Annotated in this window: 17 protein-coding genes, 1 tRNA gene and 2 pseudogenes; 14 read left to right on the forward strand and 6 right to left on the reverse strand. The window is 63.0% G+C overall.

Annotated features, from left to right (window positions below):
• The first annotated feature begins 18 nt into the window (after positions 1–18).
• From ACO07W_RS17405 to ACO07W_RS17435, 7 genes are all read left to right on the forward strand, one after another.
• Positions 19–2,025: an acetyl/propionyl/methylcrotonyl-CoA carboxylase subunit alpha gene (locus ACO07W_RS17405; RefSeq protein ID WP_421846070.1), complete on the forward strand. Its 2,007-nt coding sequence runs from the start codon at positions 19–21 to the stop codon at positions 2,023–2,025.
• 6 nt (positions 2,026–2,031) lie between these two features.
• A complete protein-coding gene (locus ACO07W_RS17410) occupies positions 2,032–3,195 on the forward strand; it encodes an acyl-CoA dehydrogenase family protein (protein WP_421844976.1) in 1,164 nt (387 codons plus the stop codon).
• Positions 3,195–3,698, forward strand: coding sequence for a MaoC family dehydratase (locus ACO07W_RS17415; RefSeq protein ID WP_421844977.1), 504 nt, complete (start codon positions 3,195–3,197; stop codon positions 3,696–3,698). The genes ACO07W_RS17410 and ACO07W_RS17415 overlap by 1 nt, the downstream gene beginning before the upstream one ends.
• The gene (locus tag ACO07W_RS17420; protein ID WP_421844978.1) at positions 3,695–4,510 is read left to right on the forward strand and encodes an HpcH/HpaI aldolase/citrate lyase family protein; all 816 of its coding nucleotides are present in this window, start codon (positions 3,695–3,697) and stop codon (positions 4,508–4,510) included. Before ACO07W_RS17415 ends, ACO07W_RS17420 begins: the two co-directional genes overlap by 4 nt.
• Positions 4,511–4,868: 358 nt before the next feature.
• Positions 4,869–5,960, forward strand: coding sequence for a pyruvate dehydrogenase (acetyl-transferring) E1 component subunit alpha (pdhA, locus tag ACO07W_RS17425; RefSeq protein WP_421844979.1), 1,092 nt, complete (start codon positions 4,869–4,871; stop codon positions 5,958–5,960).
• Positions 5,961–5,970: 10 nt separating this feature from the next.
• Positions 5,971–7,026: a 3-methyl-2-oxobutanoate dehydrogenase subunit beta gene (gene bkdB / locus ACO07W_RS17430; RefSeq protein ID WP_421844980.1), complete on the forward strand. Its 1,056-nt coding sequence runs from the start codon at positions 5,971–5,973 to the stop codon at positions 7,024–7,026.
• Positions 7,023–8,225, forward strand: a complete 1,203-nt coding sequence (locus ACO07W_RS17435) for a dihydrolipoamide acetyltransferase family protein (RefSeq protein ID WP_421844981.1) — start codon at positions 7,023–7,025, stop codon at positions 8,223–8,225. Before bkdB ends, ACO07W_RS17435 begins: the two co-directional genes overlap by 4 nt.
• A gap of 59 nt (positions 8,226–8,284) precedes the next feature.
• Here the strand turns inward: ACO07W_RS17435 and ACO07W_RS17440 are convergent, their stop codons facing one another.
• Both ACO07W_RS17440 and ACO07W_RS17445 read right to left on the reverse strand, forming a co-directional pair.
• The gene (locus tag ACO07W_RS17440) at positions 8,285–9,055 is read right to left on the reverse strand and encodes an enoyl-CoA hydratase (protein WP_421844982.1); all 771 of its coding nucleotides are present in this window, start codon (positions 9,053–9,055) and stop codon (positions 8,285–8,287) included.
• 386 nt (positions 9,056–9,441) lie between these two features.
• Positions 9,442–10,716: an IS256 family transposase gene (locus ACO07W_RS17445; protein WP_421840071.1), complete on the reverse strand. Its 1,275-nt coding sequence runs from the start codon at positions 10,714–10,716 to the stop codon at positions 9,442–9,444.
• Positions 10,717–10,810: 94 nt separating this feature from the next.
• Here ACO07W_RS17445 and ACO07W_RS17450 point away from each other — a divergent pair, with 94 nt between their 5' ends.
• Positions 10,811–11,227 (forward strand): hypothetical protein, encoded by a 417-nt coding sequence (locus ACO07W_RS17450; RefSeq protein ID WP_421844983.1) that lies wholly within the window; start codon positions 10,811–10,813, stop codon positions 11,225–11,227.
• A gap of 204 nt (positions 11,228–11,431) precedes the next feature.
• Here the strand turns inward: ACO07W_RS17450 and ACO07W_RS17455 are convergent, their stop codons facing one another.
• Together ACO07W_RS17455 and ACO07W_RS17460 are read right to left on the reverse strand one after the other, a co-directional pair.
• A complete protein-coding gene (locus tag ACO07W_RS17455; RefSeq protein WP_421844984.1) occupies positions 11,432–11,797 on the reverse strand; it encodes a hypothetical protein in 366 nt (121 codons plus the stop codon).
• 647 nt (positions 11,798–12,444) lie between these two features.
• Entirely contained in the window at positions 12,445–12,756 is a 312-nt protein-coding gene (locus ACO07W_RS17460) for an Lrp/AsnC family transcriptional regulator (protein WP_421844985.1), read from the reverse strand.
• Positions 12,757–12,869: 113 nt separating this feature from the next.
• On the opposite strand from ACO07W_RS17460, the pseudogene ACO07W_RS17465 reads away from it, so the two are divergent.
• A pseudogene (locus ACO07W_RS17465) lies at positions 12,870–14,144 on the forward strand (IS256 family transposase).
• Positions 14,145–14,230: 86 nt separating this feature from the next.
• Here the strand turns inward: ACO07W_RS17465 and ACO07W_RS17470 are convergent.
• A pseudogene (locus ACO07W_RS17470) lies at positions 14,231–14,371 on the reverse strand (AsnC family transcriptional regulator); the annotation flags it as partial.
• A 139-nt stretch (positions 14,372–14,510) separates the two neighbouring features.
• Here ACO07W_RS17470 and ACO07W_RS17475 point away from each other — a divergent pair.
• Positions 14,511–15,128: a LysE family translocator gene (locus ACO07W_RS17475; RefSeq protein WP_421844986.1), complete on the forward strand. Its 618-nt coding sequence runs from the start codon at positions 14,511–14,513 to the stop codon at positions 15,126–15,128.
• 288 nt (positions 15,129–15,416) lie between these two features.
• Here the strand turns inward: ACO07W_RS17475 and ACO07W_RS17480 are convergent.
• Positions 15,417–15,493 (reverse strand) — tRNA-Arg (locus ACO07W_RS17480).
• Positions 15,494–15,677: 184 nt separating this feature from the next.
• Between ACO07W_RS17480 and ACO07W_RS17485 the strand changes: the two genes are divergently transcribed.
• From ACO07W_RS17485 to ACO07W_RS17500, 4 genes are all read left to right on the forward strand, one after another.
• On the forward strand, positions 15,678–16,937 hold the full coding sequence (locus ACO07W_RS17485) for an alpha/beta hydrolase fold domain-containing protein (protein ID WP_421844987.1): 1,260 nt from the start codon (positions 15,678–15,680) through the stop codon (positions 16,935–16,937).
• Positions 16,938–17,189: 252 nt separating this feature from the next.
• Positions 17,190–18,665, forward strand: coding sequence for a WS/DGAT/MGAT family O-acyltransferase (locus tag ACO07W_RS17490; protein WP_421844988.1), 1,476 nt, complete (start codon positions 17,190–17,192; stop codon positions 18,663–18,665).
• Positions 18,662–20,539 carry an HAD-IB family hydrolase gene (locus tag ACO07W_RS17495; protein ID WP_421844989.1) on the forward strand — a complete coding sequence of 626 codons (1,878 nt, stop codon included), beginning with the start codon at positions 18,662–18,664 and terminating at the stop codon, positions 20,537–20,539. The genes ACO07W_RS17490 and ACO07W_RS17495 overlap by 4 nt, the downstream gene beginning before the upstream one ends.
• A complete protein-coding gene (locus tag ACO07W_RS17500; protein ID WP_421844990.1) occupies positions 20,536–22,938 on the forward strand; it encodes a glycerol-3-phosphate 1-O-acyltransferase in 2,403 nt (800 codons plus the stop codon). Before ACO07W_RS17495 ends, ACO07W_RS17500 begins: the two co-directional genes overlap by 4 nt.
• Positions 22,939–23,155: the final 217 nt, after the last annotated feature.

Consider the following 23,155-nt stretch of genomic DNA (forward strand, 5'->3'; position numbering starts at 1 on the left):
CTGTCGATGGGCATTGAGTTGTTCGATACCGTGCTGGTGGCAAATCGCGGTGAGATCGCGGTGCGAGTGATGACGACGCTGCGCAAGCTCGGCATCCGGTCGGTCGCGGTCTACAGCGATCCCGACGCCGATGCTCGGCACGTCGTAGAGGCCGATATGGCGGTGCGGCTCGGACCGGCAGCGGCGCGTGACAGCTACCTCGATATCGACAAGGTGCTGGGCGCTGCCGAACGGTCCGGCGCCCAGGCGATCCATCCGGGATACGGGTTCCTTTCCGAGAACGCCGATTTCGCCGCGGCGTGTGAAAGCGCGGGGGTGGTGTTTCTCGGGCCGTCAGCACGCGCGATCACGGTGATGGGTGACAAGATCACCGCCAAGAACGCTGTCGGCGCCGCCGGGGTGCCGGTTGTGCCAGGAGTGGCCCGGCCGGGATTGAGTGACGACGAGCTGTTCGCGGCGGCCGGAGAAGTCGGCTATCCGGTGCTGATCAAGCCATCCGCGGGAGGCGGTGGCAAGGGTATGCGTCTGGTGGAAACCTCGGCAGGGCTGGGTAAGGCCCTGCAGGGGGCCAGACGGGAGGCGGCTTCCTCGTTCGGTGACGACACGTTGTTCCTGGAGCGATTCATATCGCAGCCCAGGCATATCGAAGTGCAGGTCCTGGCCGACAGCCACGGCAACGTGGTTCATCTCGGTGAGCGTGAGTGTAGCTTGCAGCGACGCCACCAGAAGGTCATCGAGGAGGCGCCGTCGGTGCTCCTCGACGAGTCGACACGGGCGCGGATCGGGGCCGCGGCCGTCGATACCGCCCGCAGTGTCGATTATGTCGGTGTCGGCACGGTGGAGTTCATCGTCTCGGCCGACCGTCCGGACGAGTTTTTCTTCATGGAGATGAACACCCGGCTGCAAGTGGAACATCCGGTCACCGAAGCGATCACCGGCATGGACCTCGTGGAGTGGCAGCTGCGGGTTGCCGCCGGGGAGAAGCTGATGTTCGCCCAGGACGATATCAAGCTGAGCGGCCATGCGATCGAGGCACGCGTCTATGCGGAGGACCCCGCGCGCGGGTTTTTGCCTACCGGCGGTCCGGTGCTGGCAGTGCGGGAGCCATCCGGCCCTGGTGTGCGGGTGGACTCGTCGTTGCGGCCGGGCACATTGGTTGGCAGCGAATACGATCCGATGCTGAGCAAGGTAATCGCGCACGGGAGCAACCGCGAACAGGCGCTTGCGCGACTTGACCAGGCGTTGGCGCAAACGGCTGTCTTAGGGGTGCAGACCAATGTGGAGTTCCTCCGGTTTCTGCTGGCGGATCGGCGGGTACGCGCCGGAGACTTAGATACGGCTTTGCTGGACGAGCGCCTCGCTGATTTCGCGCCGCTGTCTGCGCCCGACGATGTGCTGGCCGCAGGAGGCCTCTATAGGCAGTGCATTTTGGCGCGCAGTGCTGCCGGCTATTTGTGGGCGGTGCCGACCGGTTGGCGCGCCGGTGGCGACGTGACGCCGGTCCGCACCGCGATGGGCACCGCACAGCGGTCTGAGACGGTGTCGGTGTGGGGTTTGCCCGAAGACGCTCGGGTGCAAGTCGGTGATGGTGAGATTTGTTCTGCGCATGGGCAGCTCGATCGGGGAATGTTGAGCGTCACGCTGGACGGGCTGCATCGGGTCTACCGATGTGCGGAGGCTGATCGGCACCTATGGATCGCCGACGAACGCGGCACGTGGCATCTGCGCGAAGCGCAGGAAACCAAGATTCAACGTTCGCTGGGGCAGCGCCAGGCCGAGGTGGTCAGCCCGATGCCCGGCAGCGTCATTGCTGTCCCGGTTGACTCGGGCGCCCAGCTTTCGGAGGGCGACGTGGTGGTGGTGATCGAAGCGATGAAGATGGAGCACTCGCTCACGGCTCCAATTCCGGGGCAGGTAGAGGTCCTGGTGTCCGTCGGCGATCAAGTGACCGTCGATCAGGTGCTGGCCCGGCTGATTCCAGCGTCCAAACAGACCACAGCACAAGCCACAGAGATCGAGGATTAGAGGGTCATGGCCACAACCATTACGGCTGGAACATTGCCTAAGGAATACCAGGATCTTCGCGACACGGTGGCCGACTTCGCCCGCACTGTCGTTGCGCCTGTGTCGGCCAAACACGACGAGGAGCACAGCTTCCCGTACGAGGTGGTCGCCAAGATGGGCGAAATGGGTTTGTTCGGTTTGCCGTTCCCCGAAGAGTACGGCGGGATGGGCGGCGACTACTTCGCGCTGTCGCTGGCCCTAGAGGAACTGGGGAAAGTCGATCAGTCGGTGGCGATCACCCTGGAGGCCGCGGCGAGTCTGGGTGCGATGCCGATCTACCGGTTCGGTAGTGAGGAGCAGAAAAATAGGTGGTTACCGGACCTGCTTGCCGGTCGAGCGCTCGCCGGTTTTGGGCTGACCGAAACGGGGGCCGGCTCGGACGCCGGCGGCACGCGTACTACTGCCCGGCTCGAAGATGGCGAATGGGTAATCACCGGCAGTAAGCAATTCATCACCAATTCGGGTACCGATATCACGTCGCTTGTCACTGTCACCGCAGTCACCGGCACCGTCGCCGATGGCAAGAAAGAGATCTCGACGATCATCGTGCCCAATGGCACACCAGGTTTCGTAGTGGAGCCGGTCTACAACAAAGTCGGTTGGAATGCGTCGGACACCCACCCTCTGACCTTCGATGAGGCGCGGGTACCGGAGGAGAATCTGCTCGGTGCGCGTGGGACGGGCTATGCAAACTTCCTGTCTATCTTGGACGAGGGGCGTATCGCGATCGCAGCACTGGCCACCGGAGCGGCGCAGGGGTGCGTCGACGAGAGCGTCAAGTACGCCAAGGAGCGTCAGTCGTTCGGCCAGCCGATCGGCTCCTATCAGGCAATTAGCTTCAAGATCGCGCGGATGGAAGCGCGTGCTCATGTCGCCCGCACTGCCTACTATGAAGCGGCGGCAAAGGTGCTGGCTGGCAAGCCGTTCAAGAAGGAGGCGGCCATTGCGAAGATGACTGCCTCCGAGGCTGCGATGGACAACGCTCGTGATGCCACCCAGATCCACGGCGGATACGGCTTCATGAACGAGTATCCGGTGGCGCGTCACTATCGCGACAGCAAGATCCTCGAGGTAGGAGAGGGCACCACCGAGGTCCAGCTGATGCTCATTGCCCGATCGCTGGGGCTGTGATGGCTGGGCAGAGCGAGGAAACGACGGTCGTCCAGCGCGGCTTGTGGTTCGAGGAGTTCGAGATCGGCACGACCTACCTGCACCGGCCCGGCCGCACGGTTACCGAGGCCGACAACGTGTTGTTCACGACGCTGACGATGAACACCCAGTCGCTGCACCTCGATGCGGCCTGGGCGGCCGAGCAGCCGGGTTTTCGGGGTGAACGGTTGGTCAACTCGATGTTTACCCTCTCGACACTGGTCGGGCTGTCGGTTGCGCAACTCACGCTGGGCACCATCGTGGCCAACCTCGGCTTCTCCGAGGTGGCATTCCCTAAGCCGGTCTTTCATGGTGACACCCTGTACGCCGAGACGGTGTGCACCGAAAAGCGTGGCTCGAAAAGCCGACCCGCAGAAGGAATCGTCACCTTAGAGCACATCGCTCGTAACCAGCATGGTGACGTGGTTGCGCGCGCGGTACGGGCCACGCTGGTCCGGAAACGGCCAGCCAAGGAGCTGCGATGAATCTGTGTTCCGGCCCGGCTTGGCTATTCTGCCCCGCCGACCGCCCCGAACGTTTCGCCAAGGCGGCGGCCGTTGCCGACGTGGTGATCCTGGACCTGGAAGATGGCGTGGCCGAGGCGGCGAAGTCCGACGCACGCAGAGCGCTGCGGAACACTCCGCTGGATCCCGACCGCACAGTTGTGCGGATCAACGCGGCGGGAACCGGCGAACACGCCCGCGACCTGGAGGAGCTGGCCGACACCGCCTACACAACGGTGATGCTGCCCAAAGCCGAGTCGGCGGCGCAGGTGGCAGCGCTTGGGCCGCGACATGTCATTGCCTTGGTGGAAACCGCGCGCGGTGCCCTGTTGGCCGCCGAGATCGCCGCGGCAGAAGCCACGGTGGGGATGATGTGGGGCGCCGAGGATCTCATCGCCACCCTTGGCGGCAGCTCCAGCCGGCGGGCAGACGGCAGCTACCGGGATGTGGCCTGCCAGGTGCGCTCGACCGTCTTGCTGGCCGCGTCGGCGTTTGGCAGGCTCGCGCTCGACGCGGTGCATCTGGACATCGGCGATGGAGAGGGTTTGGGAGTCGAAGCGTTTGACGCGGCGACGGTGGGTTTCGATGCGACCGTGTGCATTCACCCGAGCCAGATACCGGTGGTGCGCGCCGCCTATCGCCCCAGCGACGAGAAGCTCGCCTGGGCGCGACGGGTGTTGGCCGCGTCAAAAACCGAGCGCGGAGTGTTCGCGTTCGAAGGACAGATGGTCGATGCCCCGGTGCTCAAACATGCGGAGATGATGCTGCGGCGGGCTGGCGAACACGCCGGGTAGCGGCCCGGGTCGCTGGTGTGAGTTGTTTGCGGAAATCGTCATCGGGTGGTGTCGCGAGCGGCTGCTAAACCGTACCCCGAGCGGCCGGTGCGACACGTTTCGGCGGTTCTCGCGATCTGCCTGCTGTCTTAGTATGCGAGGGCATAATGGGGGGTGCGCCAGTGTTGCGGCGAGCGGGGTCTATCGCGGAGCTGGTGGTTGACTTCGACTCGCAGCAGCTCCCGGTCGGGATTTTGCTGCGGCCGCCGTACCTGTGCCGACGCGAAGTACGGAATGCAGTTGGTTGGTGATCGGCGACCGAAAGGACGATATCTTCTTGCGGCGCGACCCTGCTGTGGCTCGGAGTTGAGGAGGCAGAATGGCGGCAAGGCCTCAGATCCCGATGGCTATCGGCCTCGACCCGGTGCAACTTGTCGGCGCTGATGGGACTGCGACGGCCGAACGCCGTTACAGCCGCGAACTTCCCGACGAAACGCTGTCTTGGCTTTACGAGATGATGATGGTCACCCGTGAGCTGGACATCGAGTTCATTAACTTGAAGCGTCAGGGGCAGCTGGCTCTTTTTGCGTCGTGCCGCGGACAAGAGGCCGCGCAGGTCGGCGCGACGGCCTGCTTGCGCAAGACCGACTGGCTGTTTCCGCAGTATCGCGAGTTGGGTGCCTATCTGGTGCGCGGCATCCCGCCCGGGCATGTGGGAGCGGCATGGCGTGGAACCTGGCATGGTGGGCTGGAATTCACCAAGAAATGCTGCGCCCCCATGTCGATCCCGATCGGTACCCAGACGTTGCACGCTGTTGGCGCAGCCATGGCCGCGCAACGCCTCGGAGAGAACTCGGTGACAGTGGCTTTCCTCGGTGACGGCGCCACCAGCGAGGGCGACGTGCACGAGGCGCTGAACTTCGCGGGGATATATCAGACGCCGTGCGTGTTCTATGTGCAGAACAACCATTGGGCGATCTCGGTGCCAGTATCCAAGCAGACAGCCGCCCCCTCCATCGCGCACAAAGCGATTGGCTACGGGATGCCCGGCATCCGGGTAGACGGCAATGACGTCTTGGCGTGCTACGCCGTAATGGCCGAAGCCGTCGCCCGGGCCCGGGCCGGAGACGGCCCGACTCTGATCGAGGCGGTCACCTACCGGCTCGGCGCACACACCACCGCCGACGATCCGACCCGGTACCGGACGCAGGAGGACGTCGACCACTGGCTCGCCCTGGACCCGATTCCGCGCTATCGCAGCTACCTGCGAGGCCGGGGAGTGTGGTCGGAACGGCTCGAAGACCGCGTCGCCGCCCGTTCGAAGCGAATGCGGACCGAACTGCGCGGCGCGGTGTTTGATGCGCCCGATTTCGATATCGATGACGTGTTCACGACGGTGTACGCCGAAATCACGCCTGGGCTGCAGGCGCAGCGCCAACAGCTGAGGGCCGAACTGGCCCGAACCGATTGAGGAGGCGGGGATGACTCAGCTTGTCGATCCTCCGGCTCGCCCGGACGACACGCTGACAGCTACGTCGGGCGATGCGGCTGTTGGTGCGCGACCGCTGACAATGGTGCAGGCGCTTAACAACGCGCTGCACGACGCGATGGCTGCTGATGACCGGGTCCTGGTGTTCGGTGAGGATGTCGCGGTCTCGGGCGGGGTGTTCCGGGTCACTGAAGGCTTGGCCGAAACATTCGGTGAGAAACGGTGCTTTGACACGCCACTGGCAGAGTCGGCGCTGATTGGGATCGCCGTAGGGCTAGCGTTACGTGGCTTTGTTCCGGTGCCTGAGATCCAGTTCGACGGCTTCTCCTACCCGGCTTTCGATCAGGTGGTCAGTCACCTGGCGAAGTACCGGACTCGTACCCGAGGCGAGGTGGATATGCCGGTGACCGTCCGGATACCGTCATTCGGCGGTATCGGCGCGGCCGAACATCACTCGGAGTCCACCGAGTCCTACTGGGCGCACACCGCTGGATTGAAGGTGGTCGTTCCGTCCACTCCCGCCGACGCGTACTGGCTGTTGCGGCACGCAATCGACTGTCCGGACCCGGTGATGTACCTCGAGCCGAAGCGTCGCTACCAGGGGAGGGGGCTGGTCGACACACGTAGGGCGGAGCCTCCGATCGGACAGGCGATGGTCCGTCGCGAGGGCGCTGATGTGACCGTGGTAACTTACGGCAACCTCGTAGGCACCGCCTTGAGCGCCGCGGAATCCGCTGAGCAGCAAAGAGGTTGGAACCTCGAGGTCATTGATCTGCGGACGCTGGTCCCGCTCGACTTCGAAACCGTCGCGGCGTCGGTTCATCGGACCGGGCGTTGCGTGGTAATGCACGAGGGCCCGCGAAGCCTGGGCTATGGGGCAGGTTTGGCTGCGCGCATCCAGGAGGAGCTGTTCTACGAGTTGGAAGCTCCTGTATTGCGGGCCTGCGGTTTTGACACCCCATATCCGCCGCCGCGGCTGGAGAGATATTGGCTGCCAGGGCCCGACCGTCTGCTTGACTGCGTGCAGCGCGCGATGGACCAGCCATGAGCGCCGACCCCGCCCAGGATCCCGTTAAGTCCTTCTTAGTCCCCGATCTCGGTGAGGGCCTGCAAGAGGTGACGGTGACATCCTGGGACGTCGCCGTCGGCGACGACGTCGAACTTAACCAGACGTTGTGCTCGGTGGAGACAGCTAAAGCCGAGGTCGAAATTCCCAGCCCGTACGCCGGTCGTATCCTCGAAAAAGGCGGCGCCGAAGGCGATGTCATCAAAGTGGGCGCGATGCTTGTCAAGATCGATACCACAGCCGCGACCGGCGGATTGCTGCCGTCCAACGGCGAGGCGCTGCCTACGCTGGTCGGCTACGGCGCTGACGGGAGCATCGACCAGAGCAGACGCCAGAGCCGCCCGCTGGCCGCACCGCCAGTCCGCAAACTGGCGAAGGAACTCATGATTGATCTGACGTCGTTACGGCCTGGTTCCGGCCCCGGCGGGGTGATTACTCGCGCGGATGTGGTGGCGGCTGCTGAATCTGCTGGCTGCGGGTCTGACGTGCGCCAGATTCGCGGAGTGCAGGCCCGGATGGCCGAAAAGATGACGCTGGCTCACCAAGAAATCCCGGACGCGATGGCCAGCGTTGAGGTCGATTGCACCGAATTGCTGCGGCTGCGCGACCACTTCCGTTCGGTAGTAGCCGAACATGGTCATGAGATCACGGCATTTGTTCTGACGTTGCGGCTACTGGTTATTGCGTTGACCCGCAATGAGATTCTCAACTCCACCTGGACTGATACTGCCGATGGTCCGCAAGTACGCGTTCATCGGAGTGTGCACTTAGGCTTCGGTGTGGCTACCAAGCGTGGATTGCTTGTCCCGGTGATTACCGACTCGCAGACCAAGACCACCCGGGAACTTGCTCGACGTGTGGCTGAGTTGATTGCCGGCGCCCGCACCGGTGCCCTGGCGCCGGAGGAGCTTCGAGGCTCGACGTTTACGGTGTCGAATTTCGGGGCGCTGGGAGTCGACGACGGCATGCCGGTGATCAACCATCCCGAAGCAGCGATCCTGGGTATGGGGGCAATCAAGCCGCGCCCGGTTGTCCTCAACGCGGAGGTGGTCGCTCGGCCGACCATGAGATTGACGTGCGTGTTCGACCATCGCGTCGCCGACGGCGCCCAGGTTTCCCGGTTTATGGGTGAACTGCGTGGTCTCATCGAATCACCCGCGACCGCGCTATTGGAGCTTTAGCGCGCCACGGCGGTGGGTTCAAGCGGCTTTTGGAGCGTTTCAGGTTGTCCCGGCCGTTGCTATTTGCGCCGTGCTGCTGCCAATCGAGCAACGAAATCCGGTGACCGTATCGATATCGCTTGTGGTCGAAGTTCGAGATCTTTGGCGTGTTCGTGTTGGTCGCTGTCGAGCGAGCCCAAGCTGGCCGTGGTGCGCATGGTTGCCTTAGTAGCCAGCACCATCTCGCGTGGTGCGGTTGCGGGCCCGGCAGCTAGTTCGAGGGCCGCGACGACAGGATCTTCGGCAACAGATAGTGCCAGTCCGTGCCGCACGGCGGACTCGGCGTCGAAGCGCATGCCGAACAACAAGGCTGCCCGCGCGACTTGTGGGCCCACTGCCCGGTGCAGCATCCAGGTGGCGCCCCCGCCAGGATGTATGCCCAGCTTCTGGAAGCGGGCGTCGAATACCGCGGCCGGCCCGGCGATGCGTACATCCGCGGCCAGGGCAAGATTCAGTCCAGCGCCGACAGCGGGACCGTTGACTGCGGCAATGGTCGGCAGGCTGCAACTGCCGACGGCCATGAAACCGTCGTAGAGCCGCAGCAGTCCTGGCTCGGTCTCGCCGCCGACCCCAGCGCTCAGAGCACTCAGGTCGGCGCCGGCGCAAAATGCCGTGCCTGCCCCCGTGACAACGAGGGCGTGCACATTCGGGTCGGCCTCGGCGCGTTCGACGCCAGCGCGCAGCTGAGCGGAGATCTGATCAGTGACGGCGTTACGCCGATCGGGGTCGTTGATGGTGATGAGTGCGACTCGATCGCAGACGCTGAACAGAACGAGGTCGGCGTGAGCCATGGGCACCTCCGCAGTTCGGTTTCGCTATCGCTGGCGAATTGATGTCGGACGCCTCGCTGGACGGCAGCTTGCTCTCGCGGGCTGCGACACCATTAGATGTCGTCAGAGTACGTCGCCTGGTTGGGCCGCGATGTCGAGGCATCCAGCAGCGCCCACCGTGTCCCTTGTGCCACGCCACACAAGTCTCATCGAGCGAGTTCGGCGTGACTCGAACAAGAGACCCATTGCTCGTGAGGTCGTATGGGGTGTGGCGGACGCCGTTGCGGTGTCAGATTGTTAGCGGATGAATAGGCACCTGGCGAGACTCTGCCGGAATCAGTTCGCCACACGAGGTGGCGTCTTAGGACTGGTGTAAAAACGCTGGGCGCATGTTCCTGGTGGTCATGTTACGCGGCGGTGGTGTCGGTCGTGGTTGTTGTGGTGGGGGGATGCAGTGGGCGGGGTGGCTCGAGCAGTTGGTGGCGTAGTTCTTGGAGGTGGCGGCTGGTCGCTGATGTTTGGGTGACTCCGCGCCAGCCGCGGCTGGCGCGGTCGAGGACGGCCCATACCAGCGACAGACAGCTGGTTTCGCCGGGTAGGCGGCCGATGACCTTGACCCGGCGACGGGATTCTCCGAAGGTGCGTTCGATGAGGTTGGAATGGCGGATGCGTGTCCAGTGTTGGCGGGGGAAGCGCAAATGCACGCTCAGCGAGGCGAAGTCGTTGGCCAGGCAAGCGACCGCGGCTGGGTAGAGCCCGCGGTATGTGGTGGTGAACTCCTCGGCGCGGCGGGTGGCTTCATCCACGGCCTGCTGGCCGGGTGGCTGGTCAATGTCATCGAAGATCGACCAGAACGCGGCTTTGATCTCGTCCTGGACCGCGACAGGTGTCTTGGCGATGACGTTACGGCAGCGATGGATCAGACACCGCTGACGCAGGCTTGCCGGAAACGTGGTCTCCCATGCGGCGATCAGGCCCGGCGCCCCGTCGGAGATGCCCAGTAGCGGCGGGCGTAGTCCCCGGTTCCTCAGGTCAGCCAAGAAGTCGGCCCACGCATCAGCCGACTCCGCTGCGGCTGGGGCCAGCCCAATAAACAGGGGCTTGCCGTCGGTGCAGATGCCCCAGGCGGCCAGCACCGGCTCGGCCGGGGCGTTGGGATGCATCCGAAAGTTCGAGGCATCCAAGAACAGGTAGTCCAACACCAGCTCATCAAGGCGTCGAGACGACCACGCAGCGAACTCGTCTTTGATGGCCGCACAAATCCGGCTCACCGTCGAGCGCGACAACGCCGCCTGCGAGCCCAGCACCTCGGCCAACGCGGCCTCGATGTCGCGATCCGACAAACCGCGCACCCATCCCGAAATCACCAACGCCTCCAGAGCGTGGGTGCGCGTCACCCCGGCACCGAATAGCCGCGAACAGAACCGCTCGTCGGTGTCGCGTAGTTTCGGGCGGCATAATTCGACCGAGCCCATCGTGGTCTTCACCGTCGCCGGCGGTTGATACCCATTGCGGTACCCGCCCGGGCCGTCCTGAACCCGACGCTGGTGACGGGCTCGGCCCAACACTGCTTCTACCTCGGCCTCCACGGCGACCTGAAACACCAGACGCACCGATAACCGCCCGACCTCCTCCAAAATCTCGGTCAACGGCCGCTCGGTCGCGGCGAACAACTGATCCATCTCAACACGCACACGCTCAATCGGCGATACTCGCTTGGTCACGGGCGTAGCCCCTCCTTCATAGCTTTCGTCGGTTGCGACGGAACCTACGCCCGTGACCATTTACACCAGCGATGAGACGCGACCCCACGATGTCACGTTGCGCAGCACCGGTGTTAGACCGACAAGCGCAATTGTTCAGGCGACGCAGCCGATCACACAGCGTGGTGCGGCTGCAAAGTGGAGCAACGTTGACGGAGTGGTTGTGACCGGGCACGTGCTCAACCCATTGGTTACACCAGAATTGAAAAATTTGCCCGATGGTGTTGCGAGGGTGGTGGTGGCTGCGGATGAAACCGACAGGCCCATTAAACGGTGGGCGCTTGGCTCTCCGGTAACGGTTCGTCTTGACGGCGCTATTTACAACCTCGGCGTAATAGTCGGCGTGGATGAGGCAAGGCACTGGGTTGTGGTCGACCTCATAAATCCTTTTCTCGCCCAACAAAAGGCTCGTTTGATCACAATGGCGTAAAGGCCGAATGCATCCGCCTGCCGACGGCTATTTTTCGAAGCGACCCTTACCCGACGGATTCCAAGGCAATACAAAACCGCAGTCGTTTGCCCTCTGTGGCGGACCGTTATCACGACAAAGTGCTGCCGTGTGGTCCGTGGATCAGGATGAGTCGGGATCCTGCGGGGAAAGCGGGGGCTACACCGTCATTGTGGAGGGTGCGGGCTACGCCGGCGGAATCGCCCCGTCGCAGCCTCCGGGTGGTGGTGGTCCCGGGAGAGGTTCGTCGCCCCCGACGCAGTCGTAGTAAAACTGAGGACCAGTAGCCCAGGTCCGCATCCACTGATGCCAAAAAGACCCGTCAGGGTATTTCACCCCGTCGCACACGCCCAAACTACCCCAGCCCCAACGGCCACCTGGACAGTAGCCCTTTGTGATGTCCGGCTTGTGCGGGTCAGGTGAATCCGCGCTAGCAGGTGTGCCCGGGTTGTTTGGGTCCGGTGGATCAGCGCTAGCGACCGCAGTAGAGAACATAAGGGCAGCAGCACAACCGAATGTCGCAGCACCAAGACGAGCGAGTCTGAACTTCATTTCGACTCCCTTATACCTTTGAATCAACATAGCCGATTCCAAGCGATGATCAGAACTAGTTAATGCGCCGCGGCGATGAGGTGTCATTAGACGAACCGTCCCGAGGGGAATCTAGAGTCCGGTTCGTTCTGATCAAGAGCCGGCATTGACCCGCTGGTTCGGGAAGGTACAACCGTCTTTTCGATATTCTACGTGACGCCGCGTGGCAGAACCTATGCCAAATGTCACAGCCAGTTTGGCTAGCGGGAGCTTGTCGGTGAAAGTGGCATGCGCGACGCGGGCGATTGAAAGTGCGCGATATTGGATTTCGACCAGAGTCGCGGCGAGAGGGCATAACTGCGCTAGATTCGGCGCTCGCGCCTCACTTGAGTTTCGGCGCAAACGTTGGGCTGCTGCTGGAGTTAGAGCGCACGAACACGCCACAACGGTTGGCTCGTGACTAGCACGAACGGCGGCCCCGGGCGGTGTAGGCCACTCCTCAGACGCAATCCCGCCAAGCCCGCATCTGGTGTGTCCGGCTGCTTAGGCCAAATTTCGGATGCGCCGGCCTAGTCTCAGCGTCCCAGCTATGGAGCTAGCCAAAAATCCGAACTAGGCATGCGTATGGGCTGGAGGCAAGGGCAACGCCCGCCTCGTGGGACTGCCGATCATATGGGCAATGGACGCGCATCGACGATGTTTTTCATGATCAGGCTAGAGCCGAGTCGTCCGATGCCGGGCAGCGTAGCAATGTGCTCGTCGTAGAGCTGTTGGTAGGCAGTTTGGTCGCGGGCCACAACGCGCAGCAGGAAGTCGGGGTCGCCGAAAAGCCTCTGGGCGGAGAGCACGTAAGGGATCTGTGCGACGGCTTCTTCGAAGGCAGCAACGGTGTCGCGGTCTTCGTAGCGCATGGTGACAAAGACGAGGGCTTCGAAGGTCAGTCCGAGAGCGGCGGCGTTGAGTTGCGGGTCGCGTCTCATCGCTGGTGTAAATGGTCACGGGCGTAGGTTCCGTCGCAACCGACGAAAGCTATGAAGGAGGGGCTACGCCCGTGACCAAGCGAGTATCGCCGATTGAGCGTGTGCGTGTTGAGATGGATCAGTTGTTCGCCGCGACCGAGCGGCCGTTGACCGAGATTTTGGAGGAGGTCGGGCGGTTATCGGTGCGTCTGGTGTTTCAGGTCGCCGTGGAGGCCGAGGTAGAAGCAGTGTTGGGCCGAGCCCGTCACCAGCGTCGGGTTCAGGACGGCCCGGGCGGGTACCGCAATGGGTATCAACCGCCGGCGACGGTGAAGACCACGATGGGCTCGGTCGAATTATGCCGCCCGAAACTACGCGACACCGACGAGCGGTTCTGTTCGCGGCTATTCGGTGCCGGGGTGACGCGCACCCACGCTCTGGAGGCGTTGGTGATTTCGGGATGGGTGCGCGGTTTGTCGGATCGCGACATCGAGGCCGCGTTGGCCGAGGTGCTGGGCTCGTAGGCGGCGTTGTCGCGCTCGACGGTGAGCCGGATTTGTGCGGCCATCAAAGACGAGTTCGCTGCGTGGTCGTCTCGACGCCTTGATGAGCTGGTGTTGGACTACCTGTTCTTGGATGCCTCGAACTTTCGGATGCATCCCAACGCCCCGGCCGAGCCGGTGCTGGCCGCCTGGGGCATCTGCACCGACGGCAAGCCCCTGTTTATTGGGCTGGCCCCAGCCGCAGCGGAGTCGGCTGATGCGTGGGCCGGCTTCTTGGCTGACCTGAGGAACCGGGGACTACGCCCGCCGCTACTGGGCATCTCCGACGGGGCGCCGGGCCTGATCGCCGCATGGGAGACCACGTTTCCGGCAAGCCTGCGTCAGCGGTGTCTGATCCATCGCTGCCGTAACGTCATCGCCAAGACACCTGTCGCGGTCCAGGACGAGATCAAAGCCGCGTTCTGGTCGATCTTCGATGACATTGACCAGCCACCCGGCCAGCAGGCCGTGGATGAAGCCACCCGCCGCGCCGAGGAGTTCACCACCACATACCGCGGGCTCTACCCAGCCGCGGTCGCTTGCCTGGCCAACGACTTCGCCTCGCTGAGCGTGCATTTGCGCTTCCCCCGCCAACACTGGACACGCATCCGCCATTCCAACCTCATCGAACGCACCTTCGGAGAATCCCGTCGCCGGGTCAAGGTCATCGGCCGCCTACCCGGCGAAACCAGCTGTCTGTCGCTGGTATGGGCCGTCCTCGACCGCGCCAGCCGCGGCTGGCGCGGAGTCACCCAAACATCAGCGACCAGCCGCCACCTCCAAGAACTACGCCACCAACTGCTCGAGCCACCCCGCCCACTGCATCCCCCCACCACAACAACCACGACCGACACCACCGCCGCGTAACATGACCACCAGGAACATGCGCCCAGCGTTTTTACACCAGTCCTAAGACGCCACCGTTGCGCGTGATACCCGGTGATCGCACCGGAGTGTTCCAGCGCGTGAAGGCGGCGGTGACACGGCGAATTGCTCAGTCGCACTCTGCGGGCTAGCTCGGTGAGTGTCTGACGGCCGTCCTTCTGAAGCTCTGAAAGGATCTTCCGATCAATGTCGTCCATGAGGAAGATCATTCCACGGATAGCGGCTAATCAGCGAAATTATGGAAACACTTGCTCGCTAATGGTGCCTAACATTTCCCGGTACGAGGCTTGAAGTCTGGGACGTAGACCGAACGAGCGGAATGGGCAACTAGAGCGGGGTAGGTAGGTCATGGCGTTCAGCAGTATCGCTGCGTTCTGGCTGGTTTCGATGGCGCTGACGTTGGTACCAGGTGCGGATTGGGCTTACGTGATCGCGGCGAGCATGGCCGGCGGCGCGATACTGCCTTCGACCTGTGGCTTGCTGGTTGGCCATATGGCCTTGACCGGGTTGGTCGCAGCCGGGTTGGCGACCGCGGTGGCCAGTTCGCCAACCGTGCTGTCGGTTCTGACTTTGGTCGGATCGTTGTACCTGTTGTGGCTGGGAATCTCGACAGTTCGGCATCCGCCAACGCCGCGGGCGGACGCCGGTCAGGCGGGCGTGTCGTGGTTGCGGCGCGCGGCCAAGGGCGCAGGTATCAGCGGCCTGAATCCCAAGGTGTTGTTGCTGTTGGTGGTTCTGCTGCCGCAGTTCATCGTCAGCAAGGCGGTGTGGCCTTTCGCCGTGCAAATCGCCATATTGGGCTTGGTGCACATTGTTAACTTGTGTGGGGTCTATGCCGGTGTGGGTGCCACCGCGCGGCGTATCCTACGGACTCGACCGGAGGCGGCCCGGGCGGTCAGCCGGGCTTCGGGCGTGACGATGATCCTCATGGGCGTCGCGCTATCCGTAGAACATTTCGTGCGGTGATGAGCTGCCGACACGCTGCGCTACTGCAGGCGCGTTCTCGTGGCTACGGCCACTGCCGCAGTTGGGCAGACCTCCGCTGTGGAACCTCTGGCGGCTTTGTCGCGCCAGCGGAGTTCTTGGGGGTAGGCATGGCTGAGCTGAGTTGGCTCAAGAATTAGCTGGCGGTCCCGCTCAGTCGGTGCAACGGCCGGCGTGTTGATGACGCAGTGTCGACAGAAAACGTGCCGAGCTTGGCTGCGGCGAACTCATCCGCGCATATATTTATATGTGTTGAACTGCATAAAGCGTTGGTGCCCCCGGCACGACTCGAACGTGCGACCTAGGGATTAGAAGGCCCTTGCTCTATCCACCTGAGCTACGGAGGCAATGCGCAGGTCAGTCTATCTAATGGCGTCCTCGAACGGTTCCGGTGCCAAATCGCATGCGAAATGTCTTTCCTGGCGTCGACGATCGGTTAAGGTGTGATCCTCGACACACGTACAAACCGGCTCGTAATGAGCCGTTAACCGCAACGATGCGTGTGGCTGACGTCGAGGGGTGGGCTTTGGTATGGGCTTAGCCAGTTTGACTTCGCAGTGTTCGCGAGTCGGCGCTGAGGCATTCCACCAGGGAGTGCAGCTGGGTGCGGACGCCAGAGACACCTACCGATCAGCCAAACTGTTGTTGCGTGGCTCGCCGTTCGCTGTCGGTTGGCTAGCCGGCTGGCTGGCCTCAGAGTTTCCACCCCATGTGCTGACCGGGCATGCCTTGTCGCGGGTAACGCCGTCGGCAATTGGTCGGGTTGCGACGACGTGGGCGGCGCAGCGGTCAGATCAGATCCTTGGCTCGGCGCTTGAGGATGCGTTGGGCCGGGGCTTTCGCGACCTGGTGTGTCATCCGACGTGTGAGGACTCCGATTGTGGCAAGCCCGGTGGGCTATTGCAGATGCCTGGTCCCCATCGCCGGTATGCGGCACAGACCTCAGACATCTCCTACGGCCCGGGAGGGCGCGACAACTTGCTCGACGTGTGGCGACGGCATGATCTGGCGCCCGGTTCCCGCGCGCCGGTCTTGGTGCAGGTTCCCGGTGGGGCCTGGTCCGTCAACGGCAAACGCCCTCAGGGATACACCTTGATGAGCCGGATGGTCGAACTCGGTTGGATCTGCGTCTCGATCAACTACAGCAAGAGTCCGCGTAGCGCCTGGCCGGCGCACATTGTCGACGTGAAAAGGGCGATCGCGTGGGTTCGTGAGAACATCGCCGATTACGGCGGAGACTCGGACTTCATTGCGATCACCGGCGGGTCTGCGGGCGCACACCTAGCTTCGCTCGCCGCCCTCACCGCCAACGACCCGGCGCTTCAGCCGGGTTTCGAAAAAGCTGACACGACCGTCCAGGCGGCGGCGCCGTACTACGGTGTCTACGACCTGACAAACGTCGAAAACATGCATGAACTAATGCTGCCGTTCCTGGAACATTTCGTGATGCGCAGCCGCTACGCCGAGACCCCTGAGCTGTTCGAGGCGGCCTCACCTATTTCGCACGCACACAGCGCGGCTCCGCCGTTCTTCATACTGCACGGTGAAAAGGACCCAATGGTGCCCAGCACGCAAGCGCAAGCCTTTTGCGCCGCGCTTCGTCAGGCCGGAGCCTCGATTGTGTCGTATGCCGAGTTGCCCAACGCCCACCATGCCTTCGATATAGCCGCCACCGTCCGATCACGCATAGTTGCCGATGCCGTCTCGGACTTTCTCGGTGTGGTCTATGGGCAACGTGCTGACTCGCGAATGGACTCGGTGCCACTGTCCGCATCATCGCCGGCTAGCTGAGCTCGGCGCGCCGCGAGCCCACGTAGCGCGACGCAATTTCGAGACGTGTCTACCTCGGGCGCTCGGCACGATGTGTGAGCTTGCGGCCGGCGCGTCGGATGAGTAGATCCCCAGCGGCAAGCGGCTTTCACCGCCGGGTCAACACGACTAGCGTTGTAATGGCAGTTGGGTTTGCGAGTCCGGAGCAGGAGGCTTGATCGGCGGTGACAGGATTGGCGCATCGAGTTGCCCGGCGCCGGCGGGGGCGTGGCCATGGCTGAGTTTGTCGAGGCCGACGGGCTATCCGACGAACTAGGTCCCGTCGACTATCTCATGCATCGTGGCGAAGCGAATCCGCGGACCCGGTCGGGGATCATGGCGTTGGAAATCCTTGACACCGCCCCGGACTGGGACCGCTTTCGGACCAGGTTCGAAAATGCCTCCCGCCGGGTGCTGCGGTTACGGCAGAAAGTCGTCGTGCCAACCCTGCCGACGGCTGCGCCGCGCTGGGTGGTGGATCCGGATTTCAACGTGGACTTTCATGTGCGCCGGGTCCGTGTCGCCGAACCCGGCACGCTGCGTGAAGTTATCGATCTCGCAGAGGTGAACCTGCAGTCACCTCTGGACATCTCCCGGCCGCTGTGGACAGCCACCTTGGTTGAGGGTCTGGCTGACGGCAAGGCTGCCACGCTCCTGCACGTCAGCCACGCGGTAACCGATGGCGTAGGCGGTGTCGAGATGTTCGCAGAGATCTACGATCTCGACCGGGATCCGCCAGTCAGGTCGACACCGCCGCAACCCATTCCGCAGGATCTTTCCCCAAACGACCTGATGAGGCAGGGCATCGGCCAGCTGCCCTTCGCCATCGCCGGTGGCGTCTTGGGCGCGGTGTCGGGGGCAGTGTCAGCAGCTGGGCGTGCGATTCTGGATCCGGGGTCGACTGTGTCGGGCATCGTAGGCTACGCGCTGTCGGGCGTGCGGGTGATGAACCGCGCAGCCGAGCCGTCCCCGTTGCTGCGTCGGCGCAGCCTGACCACCCGTACCGAGGCGATCGACATTCGACTCTCCGACTTACACAAGGCCGCGAAGGCCGGGGGCGGGTCAATTAACGACGCCTACCTCGCGGGGCTGAGCGGCGCCCTGCGCCGTTACCACGACGCCCTTGGCGTGCCGATCAGCACGTTGCCAATGGCGGTGCCGGTAAACCTGAGAGCCGAAGCTGACGGGGCCGGTGGCAACCGGTTCACCGGTGTCAATCTGGCAGCGCCGGTAGGCACTGTCGACCCGGTGTCCCGGATGAGGAAGATTCGCGCGCAGATGACGCAGCGTCGCGACGAGCCAGCGATGAACATCATCGGGTCTGTCGCGCCGGTGTTGAGCGTCTTGCCGACAGCAGTGCTGGAGGGAATCACCAGCTCGGTGATCGGCTCCGATGTGCAGGCGAGCAATGTTCCGGTCTACCCGGGCGACACCTACATCTGCGGTGCAAAAATACTGCGGCAGTACGGCATTGGCCCGCTGCCGGGCGTAGCGATGATGGTGGTGTTGATATCTCGGGGCGGATTCTGCACGATCACGGTTCGCTACGACCGGGCGTCAGTGCGAAATGACGAGCTTTTCGCCCAATGTCTCCTAGAAGGTTTTGACGAAATTCTCGCGCTGGCCGGTGATCCGGCGCCACATGCGGAGCCGGCATCGTTTGTTGCCCGCCCGACTGGTCGGCCGTCTCGATCGGCGTCGGGCTCATGAGCGCCGCCGACGACAAGAAGAAGGAGCCGCCGGCGCGAAAGCCGCTGCCCGACTTGCGATTGCCTGGCTCGGTCGCAGAGATTCTCGCGAGCCCTGCCGGCCCGAAAGTTGGTGCGTTTTTCGACCTGGACGGCACGTTGGTAGCCGGCTTCACGGCCGTCATTCTGACCCAGGAACGTTTGCGACGCCGCGACATGGGCGTGGGGGAGCTGCTTAGCATGGTTCAGGCGGGACTGAACCATAAGCTCGGGCGTATCGAGTTTGAAGACCTCATCGGAAAGGCTTCTTCGGCGCTGGCGGGGCGGCTTCTGACCGATTTGGAGGAGGTCGGCGAACGACTGTTCGCCCAGCGGATCGAGTCGCGGATCTACCCGGAAATGCGTGAGCTGGTTCGCGCCCATGCGGCACGCGGCCACACCGTGGTGCTCAGCTCTTCTGCGCTAACTATCCAGGTTGGCCCGGTGGCCCGCTTCCTTGGGATCGCCAACATGCTGACCAACAAGTTCGAGACCAACGAGGACGGGCTACTTACCGGCGGCGTCTTGAAGCCGATCCTGTGGGGACCGGGAAAAGCCTCCGCGGTCCAGCGGTTTGCGGCCGAGCGCGACATCGACCTCAAAGACAGTTACTTCTACGCTGACGGTGACGAAGACGTCGCGCTGATGTACCTCGTGGGAAACCCTCGGCCCACCAACCCCGAAGGCAAGATGGCTGCCGTCGCTAAGCGCCGTGGCTGGCCGATATTGAAGTTCGACAGCCGCGGTGGAGTGGGTATTCGGCGCCAGTTACGCACAATTGCCGGTTTGAGTTCGATGTTTCCGGTCGCGGCCGGCGCCTTAGGGATCGGTGTCTTGACCGGTAGTCGGCGGCGCGGCGTGAACTTCTTCACGTCGACCTTCTCCCAGCTGTTGCTAGCGACCAGCGGGGTGCGTCTCAATGTGATCGGAAAAGAGAATCTGACCGCGCAACGCCCAGCGGTCTTTCTCTTCAACCACCGCAATCAGGTTGACCCGGTCATCGCTGGCGCGTTGGTGCGCGACAACTGGGTCGCCGTCGGCAAGAAAGAACTGGCCAGTGACCCGATCATGGGCACGCTGGGTAAGCTGCTCGATGGCGTTTTTATTGACCGCGACGATCCGATATCCGCGGTCGAGACCTTGCACACCGTCGAAGAACGCGCCAGAAACGGGCTGTCCATCGTTATCGCCCCCGAAGGCACCCGGCTGGACACCACCGAAGTCGGGCCCTTCAAGAAGGGGCCTTTCCGAATCGCGATGGCGGCGAAGATCCCGATTGTCCCGATTGTGATCCGCAATGCCGAGATTGTCGCCTCTCGAAACTCGACGACGATCAATCCAGGCACCGTCGAGGTCGCGGTCTTCCCGCCGATCCCAGTCGACGACTGGAATCTTGACACGCTGCCCGATCGCATCGCCGAGGTGCGCCAGCTGTACCTGGACACGCTGGCCGGATGGCCGGTCGATGAGTTGCCCGACGTCAGCGGCTACATCGCGGTCGACAAGGCGGCGCCGAAGAAAGGCCGGCAGGCCCGCGCCGCCAAGGCCGCGGCTAAACGCGGTAAACCGAAGCCGCCGGCGAAAGATGCCGCAAAGAAGGCCGCGGTGCCGGCCGCGAATAAGGCCAGCGCGAAGAAGACGCAGCCCAAGACCACTGCAAAAAAGGCTCTGGCGCCTTCCTCAGGCAGCGACGCTGCGAAGAAGGCACAATCAAAGGCCAGCCCGAAGAAGCCGGCAAAAGCGACTCCGAGAGTGTCCAAGCCGGCTGACAAAGCCGATTCCCAACCTCGGGCCTCGAAACAGGCCGACACCGATTCAGCCGAATCGCCGAGATCTCGTCCCAAAGGACGCCCGTGACCAAAACGGCCGCTGATGCCAGTGCAGTCCTCACCGATGAAGACTCGCTGGTGCTGGCTTCAATGGCATCGCCGGTCGAGATGGAGCTGGTCATGGATTGGTTGGCGCAGCAGCGTGCCCGCAATCCGGAGACGACGTTCGACATATTGAAGCTGCCGCCCCTCAATACACCGCCGGAAGCGCTGACAGCGCTTGTCGAGCAGCTTGAATCGGGTGCTAGAACCGAGTTGGAGGTTGAGACCGACGCGGCTGGTGAATCCAGCCGAGATCGGTCTGTTGTGCCGGTGCGAGTGTTCTGGATGCCGCCCGCGGACCGCGGAAAAGTGGCCAAAGTGGCCGCGCTGCTTCCGGGCCGCGATCCATACCGTCCCAGCCAGCGCCAGCAGCGCCGCATCCTGCGCACCGCCCCGTGGCGTGCCCGGGTGGTCGCCGGCGAGTCGGCCAAGGTGTCCCAGCTACGCGACCAATGGCGCGCCACCACAGTCGGCGAGGACACACGAGATTTCGCCCGATTTGTCAGCCGCCGGGCCCTGCTCGCGCTGGCACGTGCCGAATACCGGATTCTGGGACCGCAATACAAGTCTCCTCGGCTGGTGAAGCCGGAAATACTGGCATCGTCGCGATTTCGTGCCGGCTTGAAACAGATTCCGGGCGCCACGCTGGAGCAGGCGGGAAAAATGCTCGACGAACTCGCGACCGGCTGGAGTCAGGTATCTGTCGATCTGATTTCCGTACTCGGCAGGTTAATCAGCCGCGGATTCGACCCCGAATATGACTACGACGAGTATGAAGTCGCGGCCATGCGTGCCGAGCTGGAAGCACATCCGGCGGTGCTGCTGTTCTCGCATCGTTCCTATATCGATGGCGCAGTGGTGCCGGTGGCGATGCAGGAGAATCGGTTGCCGCCAGTACACATGTTCGGCGGCATCAACTTGTCGTTCGGAGTTATGGGTCCATTGATGCGGCGATCCGGAATGATTTTCATCCGGCGAAATATCGGTGACGATCCGTTGTATAGGTACGTGCTCAAGGAGTACGTGGGCTACGTCGTCGAGAAGCGGTTCAACCTGAGTTGGTCTATTGAGGGCACCCGGTCACGGACCGGAAAGATGTTGCCGCCCAAGCTTGGCCTGATGAGCTATGTGGCCGATGCGTACCTTGACGGTCGCAGCGACGACATCTTGTTGCAGGGTGTTTCAATCTGCTTCGACCAGCTGCATGAGATCGCTGAGTACGCAGCCTATGCGCGCGGTGCCGAGAAGACACCCGAGGGGTTCAGCTCGCTCTATAACTTCATCAAGGCGCAAGGCGAACGAAACTACGGCAAAATCTACGTCCGTTTCCCCGAGGCGGTCTCGATGCGCCAGTATCTCGGTCCGCCGCGCGGTTCGCTGACCCATGATCAGGACGCGAAACGTCTTGCTCTGCAGAAGATGTCGTTTGAAGTTGCGTGGCGGATTCTTCGATCTACACCCATAACGGCAACGGGCCTGGTCTCTGGGCTGTTGCTGACAACTCGCGGAGTCGCGCTGACGCTCGATCAGCTGCATCACACGTTGCAGGACTCGTTGGATTACCTCGACCGCAAGAAAACCCCAGTCTCGACGAGCGCATTGCGGCTGCGTTCGCGCGAAGGTGTACGGGCTGCGGTGGACGCATTGTCTAACGGACACCCGATAACTCGCGTCGACAGCGGCCGGGAGCCGGTGTGGTACATCGCTCCCGATGACGAACTCGCTGCGGCGTTTTACCGGAACTCGGTCATCCATGCTTTCTTGGAGACGTCGATCGTCGAACTCGCGCTGGTGCACGCGAGGAATAGTCTGGGTGACCGAATGGCGGCCTTCTGGGCACAGGCGATGCGGCTGCGCGATCTGTTGAAGTTCGATTTCTATTTCGCCGACTCGGCGGCATTCCGGGCCAACATTGCCGAAGAGATGGCATGGCACGACGATTGGGAAGCGCAGGTGGCCGCGGGCGGCGACGAGATCGACGCGATGCTCTACGCGAAGCGGCCGTTGATGTCGGACGCGATGCTGCGGGTGTTCTTCGAGGCCTATGAGATTGTCGCCGACGTGTTGCGCGACGCGCCGGCCGACATCGGCTCGAAGGAACTGACGAATTTGGCGCTCGGGGTGGGGCGTCAATACGTGGCCCAGGCCCGCGTCCGCACCAGTGAACCGGTATCGACGCTGCTGTTTGCTACCGCCCGCCAAGTCGCCGTTGATCAAGACCTGATAGCCCCGGCAGCAGATCTCACCCAACGGCGGATCGCGTTCCGGCGGGAATTGCAGGGAATCCTCCGCGATTTCGACTACGTGGAGCAGGTCGCCCGCAACCAATTCGTTGCCCGCGAATTCAAGGCGCGCGAAGCCCGTTCGGATAACCAGGTTCAGTAGCTAAGGACTCGGTCATACGCTGGGCGAATGACGGTTGAGCAGCCTGCCGTGCGTGCTGGCGGGAAGGTTGCCGAGGTGTGTCGGACGCTGCATACCTGACTCGGGTCAGGCTGTGCCGTCGGGGCGGCGCAGCGGCGGGGGTGCTTGTCCACAGTCGTGGCTTTTTCCACCGACGCATCTGTCGGTAGCCGAGGCCGGTGTGCTTTGTCGGTGATGT

Origin of the sequence: Mycobacterium sp. (assembly GCF_965230835.1) — a bacterium.
Classification (GTDB): Bacteria; Actinomycetota; Actinomycetes; order Mycobacteriales; family Mycobacteriaceae; genus Mycobacterium.